This is a genomic window from Pantoea phyllosphaerae (assembly GCF_051025595.1).
Taxonomy (GTDB): Bacteria; Pseudomonadota; Gammaproteobacteria; order Enterobacterales; family Enterobacteriaceae; genus Pantoea.
In genome coordinates this window covers 80,634-91,606 of the sequence record NZ_JBPFDE010000017.1, presented here as the reverse complement: position 1 = coordinate 91,606, position 10,973 = coordinate 80,634, and the positions used below count along the sequence as shown (strand labels likewise).

The 10,973-nt window shown below is 62.8% G+C and carries 9 protein-coding genes and 1 tRNA gene; 5 read left to right on the top strand and 5 right to left on the bottom strand.

What is annotated here, in order from left to right:
* Positions 1-116: 116 nt before the first annotated feature.
* Positions 117-192, top strand: a tRNA-Lys gene (locus ACR6A7_RS18760).
* Positions 193-439: 247 nt separating this feature from the next.
* On the opposite strand, the gene ACR6A7_RS18755 is transcribed toward ACR6A7_RS18760, so the two are convergent.
* A complete protein-coding gene (locus tag ACR6A7_RS18755) occupies positions 440-1,903 on the bottom strand; it encodes an AlkA N-terminal domain-containing protein (protein ID WP_434126772.1) in 1,464 nt (487 codons plus the stop codon).
* A 157-nt stretch (positions 1,904-2,060) separates the two neighbouring features.
* Here ACR6A7_RS18755 and ACR6A7_RS18750 point away from each other — a divergent pair, with 157 nt between their 5' ends.
* From ACR6A7_RS18750 to pnuC, 3 genes are all read left to right on the top strand, one after another.
* The gene (locus tag ACR6A7_RS18750; protein WP_434126770.1) at positions 2,061-2,591 is read left to right on the top strand and encodes a methylated-DNA--[protein]-cysteine S-methyltransferase; all 531 of its coding nucleotides are present in this window, start codon (positions 2,061-2,063) and stop codon (positions 2,589-2,591) included.
* A 127-nt stretch (positions 2,592-2,718) separates the two neighbouring features.
* The gene (gene nadA, locus ACR6A7_RS18745) at positions 2,719-3,780 is read left to right on the top strand and encodes a quinolinate synthase NadA (protein ID WP_434126777.1); all 1,062 of its coding nucleotides are present in this window, start codon (positions 2,719-2,721) and stop codon (positions 3,778-3,780) included.
* A 10-nt stretch (positions 3,781-3,790) separates the two neighbouring features.
* A complete protein-coding gene (pnuC, locus tag ACR6A7_RS18740) occupies positions 3,791-4,513 on the top strand; it encodes a nicotinamide riboside transporter PnuC (RefSeq protein WP_434126768.1) in 723 nt (240 codons plus the stop codon).
* Here pnuC and zitB read toward each other — a convergent pair.
* The 4 genes from zitB to ACR6A7_RS18720 all read right to left on the bottom strand — a co-directional run bounded on the left by zitB (position 4,507) and on the right by ACR6A7_RS18720 (position 9,523).
* Positions 4,507-5,466: a CDF family zinc transporter ZitB gene (zitB, locus tag ACR6A7_RS18735; protein WP_434126766.1), complete on the bottom strand. Its 960-nt coding sequence runs from the start codon at positions 5,464-5,466 to the stop codon at positions 4,507-4,509. The two genes, pnuC and zitB, sit on opposite strands and share 7 nt — an antisense overlap.
* The gene (locus ACR6A7_RS18730; RefSeq protein ID WP_434126765.1) at positions 5,456-8,515 is read right to left on the bottom strand and encodes an ATP-binding protein; all 3,060 of its coding nucleotides are present in this window, start codon (positions 8,513-8,515) and stop codon (positions 5,456-5,458) included. The genes zitB and ACR6A7_RS18730 overlap by 11 nt, the downstream gene beginning before the upstream one ends.
* Positions 8,497-9,078, bottom strand: a complete 582-nt coding sequence (locus ACR6A7_RS18725) for a response regulator (RefSeq protein WP_434126763.1) — start codon at positions 9,076-9,078, stop codon at positions 8,497-8,499. The genes ACR6A7_RS18730 and ACR6A7_RS18725 overlap by 19 nt, the downstream gene beginning before the upstream one ends.
* Before the next feature lie 88 nt (positions 9,079-9,166).
* Entirely contained in the window at positions 9,167-9,523 is a 357-nt protein-coding gene (locus tag ACR6A7_RS18720; protein WP_434126761.1) for a protein YbgS, read from the bottom strand.
* 288 nt (positions 9,524-9,811) lie between these two features.
* Here ACR6A7_RS18720 and aroG point away from each other — a divergent pair, with 288 nt between their 5' ends.
* On the top strand, positions 9,812-10,864 hold the full coding sequence (aroG, locus tag ACR6A7_RS18715) for a 3-deoxy-7-phosphoheptulonate synthase AroG (protein ID WP_434126759.1): 1,053 nt from the start codon (positions 9,812-9,814) through the stop codon (positions 10,862-10,864).
* Positions 10,865-10,973: the final 109 nt, after the last annotated feature.

The following is a 10,973-nucleotide window of genomic DNA, read 5'->3' as shown; positions in this document are numbered from 1 at the left end:
TCGTTAGCTCAGTTGGTAGAGCAGTTGACTTTTAATCAATTGGTCGCAGGTTCGAATCCTGCACGACCCACCATCTTTAACGCAGGCTTCAGGTTTGCGGGTTGTAAGCCCCGAGCGGGTCGTTAGCTCAGTTGGTAGAGCAGTTGACTTTTAATCAATTGGTCGCAGGTTCGAATCCTGCACGACCCACCAATTCAGAAAGAAGCGCCCAATGGGCGCTTTTTTCGTTTTTACGCTGTGTCGTTCTTAAAGCCATTCCTTAGTCATACTGGTGCGGGGCTAACGGGTCTGAAGAGCAAAGCGTCCGAGCCAGGATGGCGAGGCCGACCTACAGGGATGTAGGTCTTCTTTGCGATCGGACCCGTTAGCCCTGCGCCACGCACGCTCTCTAAAGCAACTCCGCCAAAACCCTCAACCAAAACTTTAACGCGTTTCGCATCTATTTCACTTTCGCAGGCGCCAGATTCTCCCAGATATGCATCACCGCGTAGCTGCGCCACGGACGCCACTGCTGCGAACGCGCCTCCGCCTCGGCGGGCTTCAGGCCGCCCAGATTATTACGAATGGCGATATCTTCCTTGGGGAAGGCGTCCGGCCAGCGCAGGGCGCGCATCGCAATATAGTGTGCCGTCCAGGGGCCAATGCCCGGCAGCGCCACCAGCTGCTTCATCACCGTCTCCGGCGACTGCGTGGCGTTAAAGCGCAGCGAACCTGCGGCGCACGCCTGCGCAAAGGCGATAATGGCGCGCGAGCGCGCGCTCACGATGCCGAGCGGCGCCACGTCGTCCACCATCAGGCTGGCGACGCGATCCGGCAGCGCGGCGTAGCGCGTCAGATCGGCAAAAGGAGTCACGCAGGGCTCGCCAAAGGCGGCGGCAAAACGGCTGCTCACGGTGGTTGCGGCCTTCACCGTCACCTGCTGCCCGATAATGGCGCGCACGCCAAGCTCAAAGGCATCAAATGCGCCTGGCACGCGCAATCCCGGATTGCGCGCCAGGCTCGGCGCCAGCAGCGCATCCTGCGCCAGCCGGGCGGCGATAAGCTGTGGCTGCGCGTTAAGATCGAAAAGATCGCGCAGGCGGCGCAGCAGCAGCGGCAGCACCGGCGTCAGCGAGATGGAAAAGGTCAGCTGCAGCGCGCACTTCTGCGGCAGATGTGACACGCTAATCCAGCCGCGACAGCGGCCCAGCGCCACGGTGCGCCGGTAGGCACCATCCTGCACCGCCTCGACCTCTTTCATCAGATGGGTCTGTAAAAAAGCCAGCATCGCCTCCCAGTCGTAGGGCGGACGATAGACCATCAGCAGAGAGGTGCTGTCGCCCGGCTGCGCGCGCGTCGAGGCGCTAACGCCCTTGCGCAGCGCGCTCGGCGTCATACGGTAGCGCGCCTGAAACACATCGTTAAAGCGGCGCAGGCTGCTAAAACCGCTGGCATAGGCCACATCGGTCACCGGCAGCTGCGTCTCCGTCAGCAGCTGCTTCGCCAGCAGCATGCGCCGCGTCTGCTTCAGCTCCAGCGGCGACACCCCCAGCTCCTGCTGCACGATGCGGCGCAGCTGGCGCAGGCTAACGCCAAACTCAGCGGCAATCGCCTCCAGTCCTTCGTTTTCCTCCAGCATGCCCTCCTCAATGCGCTGAATCAGCCTGTCCGCCACGCGGTGAGGCTGATCGACCGGCGCGTTGCCCGGCGCCAGCTCGGGGCGACAGCGCAAGCAGGGGCGGAAATGGGCCTTCTCCGCCGCTTCGGCGCTGGCGAAAAACAGACAGTTCTTCTGCTGCGGCGCTTTCACCGGGCAGACAGGGCGACAGTAAATGCCGGTCGAAGTAACGCCGACGAAAAACACCCCGTCAAAACGGGTATCGCGTGAGGTGAGCGCCTGATAAGCAATCTCAGGATCGAACATAGTGACTCCTGCAAATAAACAGAGCCTATACCCGCTTTCTGATGCAGACTCGCTGTTTTCGGACAGCAAAGCAGTTTAGTCTGATGGCCGAAAACGGCCAGCGCGCCGTGGCCAAAATGCGACAATAACGGATGTCTCAAACAGGGAGAACAACATCATGTATCACTACAAACTTGTCTCCACGCCGGTGGGCGAGCTGAAACTGGTGGCGAGCGATCGCGGACTCGCAGGCATACTCTGGAAAAACGATGACCCGCACGGCGCGCGCTTTCTGCCGCAGACGCACGACGAATCACATCCGCTTCTGCTCGAGGCGGAACGCCAGCTGCGGGAGTACTTTGCCGGCGAGCGCCGCTGCTTTACGCTGCCGCTCGATTTCGTCGGCACCGAATTTCAGAAAAAAGTGTGGAACGCGCTGATGACGATCCCCTTCGGCGAAACGCGCAGCTACAGCGAAATCGCCCGTCAGATCGGCCATCCGCAGGCGGTGCGCGCGGTCGGCGCGGCGAACGGCAGAAATCCAGTCTCTATCGTCGCGCCTTGCCATCGCGTCATCGGCGCCAATGGCAAGCTGACCGGTTTTGCTGGTGGTCTGGAGGTCAAAGCCTTCCTGCTGGATCTGGAGATGCCGCAAAAGGCGGTCGTGCTGCCGCTATTCGCCGAGGAGCCTTCACCGCCGCACGCCTAAAAAAGAGCACGACACCGCCGCGCGTTTCCGCTATCGTGTTTAGCATATAAAACACGATGGCGGAGTGAACGTCCTTTTTCGCCGTCTTAAGCAATTTTCGTTCATTTGATAAAACGAGAGCGGTGTGATGAGTGCTTTATTCGATACAGACAGCGTGGCCTGGCCCTTTCCCGCAAAACCTGCGCGTCTCAGCGACGATGAAAAAGAATGTTACCTGAGTAAAATCAAAAGGCTGCTTAAAGAGCGCGACGCGGTTATCGTGGCGCATTACTACACCGACCCGGAAATCCAGGCGCTGGCGGAAGCGACCGGCGGCTGCGTGGCGGACTCGCTGGAAATGGCGCGCTTCGGCAGCGCGCATCCAGCGTCGACGCTGCTGGTGGCGGGCGTGCGTTTTATGGGCGAAACCGCCAAAATCCTCAGCCCGGAGAAAACCGTGCTGATGCCAACGCTGCAGGCGGAGTGCTCGCTCGACCTCGGCTGCCCCATCGACGAATTTAACGCCTTCTGCGACGCCCATCCCGACCGTACCGTGGTGGTCTACGCCAACACCTCGGCGGCGGTCAAAGCGCGCGCCGACTGGGTGGTCACCTCCAGCATCGCGGTAGAGCTGATCGACCATCTCGACAGCCTGGATGAAAAAATCATCTGGGCGCCGGATCGCCATCTTGGCCGCTATGTCACGCAGAAAACCGGTGCGGACGTGCTCTGCTGGCAGGGTGCCTGCATCGTCCATGACGAATTCAAAACCCAGGCGCTGCTGCGCATGAAAGCGCTCTATCCCGACGCGGCGGTGCTGGTGCATCCCGAATCGCCGCAGGCGGTGGTCGATCTTGCCGACGCGGTCGGCTCCACCAGCCAGCTGATCCAGGCGGCGCAGCAGCTGCCGCATCCGCAGATGATCGTGGCGACCGATCGCGGCATCTTTTACAAAATGCAGCAGGCGGTGCCGGGAAAAACGCTGCTGGAAGCGCCGACCGCAGGCGAAGGGGCGACCTGCCGCAGCTGCGCGCACTGCCCGTGGATGGCGATGAACGGCCTGAAAGCTATCGCCGAGGGTCTGGAGCAGGGCGGCGCACAGCATGAAATAGAGGTTGATGCCGCGCTGCGCGAGGCGGCATTATTGCCGCTCAACCGCATGCTCGCTTTCGCTGCGGATCTCAAACTGAAGGTAAAAGGGAACGCCTGAGGAACCAATGATGGATTTTTTCAGCACAAGCAATATCCTGGTCCATATCCCGCTCGGCGCAGGCGGCTACGATCTCTCCTGGATTGAGGCCATCGGCACGCTGGCGGGTCTGCTCTGCATCTGGCTCGCCAGCCTGGAGAAAGTGATTAACTATCCGTTCGGCCTGATTAACGTCACGCTGTTCGCCGCCATCTTCTTCCAGATCCAGCTCTACGCCAGCCTGCTGCTGCAGATCTTCTTTTTCGTCGCCAACGTCTATGGCTGGTACGCCTGGAGCCGGCAGACCGACGATCGCCAGGCGGCGCTGAAAATCCGCTGGCTGCCGCTGCCGAAGGCGCTGGGATGGGGCGCGGTCTGCGTCGTCGCCGTTGCGCTAATGACGCGCTATATCGACCCGGTCTTCGCCTTCCTGACGCAGACCGCCGTGTCGCTGATGAACGCGCTCGGCCTGCAGGTGGCGATGCCGACGCTGCAGCCCGACGCCTTCCCGTTCTGGGACGCCAGCATGATGGTGCTCTCCATTGTGGCGATGATCCTGATGACGCGTAAATATGTCGAGAACTGGCTGCTGTGGGTGGTTATTGACGTGATCAGCGTGATGATCTTCGCGCGCCAGGGCGTCTACGCCATGGCGCTGGAATATCTGATTCTGACGCTGATCGCACTCAACGGCTCGCGCCTGTGGATCGCCAGCGCACGGCAGCACGGCTCGCGCGCGCTGGCGCGTCAGTGATGGTGCGCCTCTTCACCGTGATGATGATGGTGATACGCCGTCGCTGAGCCGCCGTCGACGCCCAGCTCGCAGTCGGGCGTGGCGCACGGCTGATACTCCATCTGCACTGTGGCGTGCCCAACTTGATACTTCTGGTGCAGATAGCTGTGGATGCGCTGCAGCAGCGCATCGTGGTCGTATGGCGGGATCACATGCACATGCAGCGTCACCACCGGCTTCTCGCCGACCTGCCAGACGTGCACATGGTGCACGTTGCGCACCTCTGGAATGTTCAGCGTCAGGTCGCGCGTCAGCTTCTGCACATCGATCACCTCCGGCGCGCCCTCCAGCAGTTCGTGCAGGCTCTCGCGCAGCAGCGACCAGGCGCTGCGCAGCACCAGCAGCGACACCAGCAGCGACAGAATCGGGTCGATGGGCGTCCAGCCGGTATAGAGGATAATCAGCGCGGCGACAATCGCGCCCACCGAACCCAGCAGATCGCCCATCACGTGCAGCGCGGCGGCGCGCACGTTGAGGTTTTTCTCTTCGCTGCCGTGGTGCAGCAGCCAGAACGACAGCATATTGGCCAGCAGGCCCGCAACCGCGATGCCGAGCATCAGGCCGCCGGTCACCGGCTGCGGCTGGTAAAAGCGACGCAGCGCCTCCCAGACGATGAGCGCGGTAATCACCAGCAGGGCGATGGCGTTGACGAAGGCCGCCAGCGTGGTAAGGCGCAGCAGCCCGAAGGTATGACGGGCGTTGGGCTTGCGCTGGGCGAACTGCACCGCCAGCAGCGCCATCAGCAGCGCGGCGGCGTCGGTAAGCATGTGCCCGGCATCGGCCAGCAGTGCCAGCGAGCCGGAAATCCAGCCGCCGACCGCCTCCGCCAGCATAAAGAGTGCCGTCACGGCGAATGCGGCCGCGAGGCGTTTGCGATTGCCCGCCGGCGCGCTGTGAGCGTGGTTATGAGCCATAAGAGTCCAGTTTTATCAGTAACCTGTTGGTGAGTAATAGTAGCAAATCCCATTCATCCGGCGCGTCCTGCTGCGCGTTGGCCCGATCCGCCAGCCGCTGGCTGAGTTCGGCGCCTTGCTCCAGGCCGATAAGCAGCCAGCTTCCCTTCATGCGGTGCGCTGCTTCCGCCAGCTGCGGCCAGTCGCGCGCCGCGCGCGCCGCCGTGATACGCGACACGTCGTTGTTCAGCGTGTCGCGCAGCGTCTGGCTAAGCCGCGCCAGAAACTTCTCGCTGCTCTGCGCCAGCTGGCGCAGGTTGCTATCCAGCGGCGCCAGCGGATCCCGATCGAAATGCGCCAGCAGCGCGGCGAGATCGCCTAGCTGCACCGGCTTAATCAGCACGCGCTCGTTCGCCTGTAGCGGCAGGCTGAGCAGCTGCGCGTCGGCGGAGCAGAGCACCCGCATCGCCGCTCGCTGACGCTGACGATCGCGGCGACGCAGCAGCCGCAGCAGCAGCTGGCCATCCGGACGCGGCATCATCTGATCGATAAACAGCAGATCGTAGGGGTGTTCAGCATCTGCGCGCAGCAGGGCGCGCCCGTCGGCAAAGCACTCCGCCTCGACGGCGAAGCGCGCCAGCTGCTGCTGCAGCACCATCAGATTGGCCGGATGGTCGTCGACGATGGCGCAGCGCAGCGCGGCGTAGCGGGGCAGCACGGCGCTCTCCTGCGGCGCAGCCTCGCAGCGCTCCAGCGGCAGCGTTACCGTGACTTCGGTGCCGTGGCCGGGCTGTGAGCGCAGCGCGATATCGCCACCCATGCGCTGCACAATCTCCCGGCAGATAAACAGCCCCAGGCCGCTGCCCTGCACCGACACCTTTTTGCCCGACGGCGCCTGATACCAGGGATCGAACAGCTTTGGCTGCTCTTCCGGCGGAATGCCGCTGCCGCTGTCGCGCAGGGTGAAAATCAGCTGCTCATCGACGGCGAGCGTCAGGCGTATTTCGCCCTGGACGGTAAACTTTAGCGCGTTGGTCATCAGGTTATTGATCACCTGCTGTAGTCGATCCGCGTCGATCAGCACGCGATCGGGCAGCGGCGTGAGCGCCTCGACGATCAGCGTCGGGCCGCCGGTGCGCATCAGCGGATGGTAAAAGCGCTGCTGCTGCGCCAGCCACGGCTCCAGCGCCAGCGGACGCGGCGCGAGGGTAAAGCTGTTGCTCTCGATGCGCGCATGATCCTGCAGATCGTTGAGCAGCGTCAGCAGCGAGCGGGCGCTGCTGTAGACCAGCGACAGGTTGGCGGAGCGCGCTTTTTCCAGCTCCAGCAGCCCGAGGATCGCCTGCATCGGCGTGCGCAGCTCATGGCTGACGGTGGCGAGGAACTGGCTTTTCATCGCGTTGGCGCGCTCGGCCTGCTGACGCTGAAGGCGTTCGCGCCGCTGCTGCCAGTAGCGGCGCGCCAGCAGCAGCAGCAGTACAACGATGGCGGCGCCCGCCGCAGCCAGCACCAGCTGAGGCAGGGCGCGCATCGTCATCGCATTGCCTGGCTGCGGCGGCGTCAGCCAGCCGTCGCGCATCTGCCGCTGCGTATCGATGGGTATCTGCTGCAGTGCACGGTTGATGAGCGGCCGCAGCAGCGGCTGGTCGGCGGCGACGCCCAGCGCCACCGGCCAGGCGATATCGCTGGCGGCGAAGGCGAGACGCAGCCGATCGCCGTAGCGCGCGGCGATGCGCCAGCGCGCCGACAGCACGTTATCCGCCAGCGCGTCAATCTGCCCGTTCGCCAGCGCGTCGTACAGGCTGGCGCGATCGGCAAACACCTGCGGCGTCACCTCGGGCGGCAGCAGCCGCGTCGCGACGTCATCGCGCAGTATGCCGACCCGCTTGCCCGCCAGATCGTGCCAGCGGCTGAAGCTGGCGTCGCGGCGGCTGTAGATGCCCCACAGGGCGCGCCAGACCGGCAGCGTGGCGTTTTGCGCCGCGTCGCCGCTGAGCGGCTGCGTCAGCCGCAGCATCACCTGACGCTGCGCCAGCAGTTCGTCCGCCTGCTGCGGGCCAGCGACCCAGCGCGGCGCGAAGCGCACGCCGCTGCTCTGCGCGATGGCGTTAAGCAGATCGACGCTGTAGCCGCGCGCCGCGCCGTTGCCGTCACGGTAGCTCCAGGGAGCGTTATCGCTCTCCGCGGCATAGTCGATCACCGGATGGGCGCTCAGCCAGGCGCGCTCCGCCGCGCTCAGCATCAGGGTTTGCGTATCCTGATAGCGCGGCAGCGGGGCGCCCCAGCGCGACTGCAGGCTGGTCGCCAGTTCGGCGGGCAGCTGGCGCAGGCTCAGGTTGAGCCAGTCAATCAGCGCGGCGTCGCGGGCGAAGGCGCGCAGCGTCAGCTGGCCGACATCCAGCTGCGAGGCGATCTGGTAAATCTCGCCCTGCTGCAGCTGACTGAGCAGAAAGCTGGCGCTGATCTCATCCGCCACCACGTAGTCGTTTTGCTGATTAAGCAGCGTCGAAATCGCCTGCAGATCGTTGCTGTAGGTGCGCCAGCGGTGCTTCTGCGCCACCGTCGCCGGCAGCTGCGCCAGCGTGACCTGGCTGATGGCGAGCTGGGCGTTCTCGCTGTTGAACATCACGGCGCGCGCGTTGCGCTGGCTGCGATAGATGCGCAGCGGACTGCTGAACCAGCTTTCGCTGTGCAGCACGCCCGCCGGTAGCGGGTTCGGCAGCGCGCCCAGCGCAAAATCGATCTGGCCGCTCTGCAGCGCCGCCATTAGCTGCGCGCGATCGGCGAACAGCCTGAGCGCGAAGCGGGCGCCGGTGAGCTGATGCAGTGCGGCCAGCGCGTCGGCGTCAAGGCCATAGAGCTCGTCACCGACGCGCATCGTCCAGGGCGCGTTGCTCTCCTCCAGCAGGCCGACGCGCAGCGTCTTGCCCTGCATCGCGTCGGCGCCGCTGACCGGCATCATCATCGGCAGATCCAGGCTGCTGACGGGCCGCAGTTCGGCCCAGGTCAGGGGGGGCGTCAGAAAGAGCAACAGCAGCAGCAGGAAGCGCCTCACTGCTGCGCTTTCCACAGGTCAGCCAGCTCCACCACCGAGCGCGCGCCGGTTTTTTCCAGAATGTTCTTTTTATGGGTGCTGACGGTTTTATTGCTGATATGCAGCTGCTCAGCAATCTGCAGATTTGAGAGGCCCGTAGCCAGCAGCGCCAGCACCTGCTGCTCTTTGCTGGTGAGCGGCAGGGCGGAGGCGGTCACTTCAGGCGGGAAGGCGAGCTGACCGCCCAGCACCGCGAGGATCGCGCTCAGCAGCTGCTCCATACGCTGGCTTTTAACCACGTAGCCCGCCGCGCCCAGCGCCTGCGCGCTGCGCACATAGTGGCTGCTCTGCTGTGCCGAATAGATCAGCACGGGGATCTGTGGAAAATGGATTTTAAGGCGGCGCAGGATTTCCAGCCCGTCGCCGTCCGGCAGGCCGATGTCCAGCACGATAATGTCGGTGGGCTGCGTCAGCAGCTGGCGCGCCTGCTGTTCGCTGGCGGCGGAACGTAAAAGGATGGAGAAGGGGGCGCGATCGAGCGCCGCTTCCAGCGCCACTTCGACCAGTGGATGATCGTCTATTAACAACAGCGAGGCCATGAACGTTTCCTGACAGAATTCATTGCCCCAGCATAGCGGAAGTTAACCCAGAGAAAAATAATGGAGAGCCGAAGCTCTCCAGAGGATATTACTGCGAGGTGCCGTCCGTTTTGCGGTCGACGGTGCCGCCGCCCTCTTTGGTTTGCACCTTGCTGTTAATATCGGGGCATTTGCCGTCTTTGCACTGGCTATTCTGGTCCATCTCATTGGCGGACATATTGCTGCCGCTGGTGCTGCCGCCGTTGGCCGCAGGATTGGTGTTGGTGCCGGTATTATTGATATTGCTGTTGTCGACGTTATTCGGCGGCAGATTCTGTTTTGCGCCGCCCGCTGCCGCGCCTGCTTCAGCCGCCTGGTTAGCCGTGCCATTGTTGTCGGCCATTGCCGCGCCGCTGCCTAAAGTCATTGCTGCCGTCAGAAAGATAAGTGCAAACTTATTCATCATTATGCTCCTGTAATCAATGATAGCTGCTGTTTTGAACCCGATGCTGTAGTTTGACGTAAAGCGATTCCGGCGAAATTTAATTTCACCCAAAGGTCGTCCGGAAGAGATAAATAATGTAAGCGAAGCGTTCCTCAGTGCTTACATATAAAAGCCTAGCTGAGAACCCTATAAATGCAAATCTCATGCAAGCCTCTAAGAGGCGTCCTGAATTTACACTCCGGGCGCAACGGGATAAATTGGTTGGGTTGTGCCCGACGCGCGTTGGGCCAGGAATAAATGGAATGATTTATGAATTACCAGAATGATGATTTACGTATTCGGGATATTAAAGAGCTGCTGCCTCCCGTTGCGCTGCTGGAAAAGTTCCCCGCTACCGATAATGCCGCGCGCACCGTTGCTCGCGCGCGCGACGCTATCCATCAGATTTTGCAGGGCGATGACGATCGTCTGCTGGTGGTGATCGGCCCCTGTTCAATTCACGATCCGCAGGCGGCGAAGGAATACGCTTCGCGCCTGCTGGCGCTGCGCGACGAGCTGAAAGGCGAGCTGGAAGTGGTGATGCGCGTCTATTTTGAAAAGCCGCGCACCACCGTCGGCTGGAAAGGGCTGATCAACGATCCCTATATGGACGGCAGCTTCCAGCTGAATGACGGCCTGCGCCTGGCGCGCCAGCTGCTGCTGGAGATCAACGACAGCGGCCTGCCGGCGGCGGGCGAGTTTCTCGATATGATCACGCCGCAGTATGTGGCGGACCTGATGAGCTGGGGCGCTATCGGCGCGCGCACCACCGAGTCGCAGGTGCATCGCGAGCTGGCGTCAGGGCTCTCCTGTCCGGTCGGCTTTAAGAACGGCACCGACGGCACCATCAAGGTGGCGATTGACGCCATCAACGCCGCCGGTTCGCCGCACTGTTTCCTGTCGGTGACCAAGTATGGTCATTCGGCGATTGTCGAAACCAGCGGCAATGCGGACTGCCATATTATTCTGCGCGGCGGCAAAGAGCCTAACTACAGCGCGCAGCACGTTAGCGCGGTGAAAAGCGGGCTGGAGAAGGCGGGTCTGCCGCCGCAGGTGATGATCGACTTCAGCCACGCCAACAGCAGCAAGCAGTATCAGAAGCAGCTGGACGTCGCGGATGACGTGTCGGCGCAGATTTCCGGCGGCGAGCGCGGCGTGATCGGCGTGATGATCGAGAGCCACCTGGTCGAGGGCAACCAGAGCCTGGAGAGCGGCGAGCCGCTGGTCTATGGCAAGAGCATCACCGACGCCTGCATCGGCTGGGCTGACACCGACAAGGTGCTGCGCCAGCTGGCTGCTGCGGTGAAACAGCGCCGCGGCTGATTAAAAGCGAAGGACAGCAAGGTGCTGACGTGGCAAGCATGGACCGATCGCAAAGTCCATTGCATCCATGCTCGCTCGGCCCGCGCGGATACGCACCTCATCCCTGAGG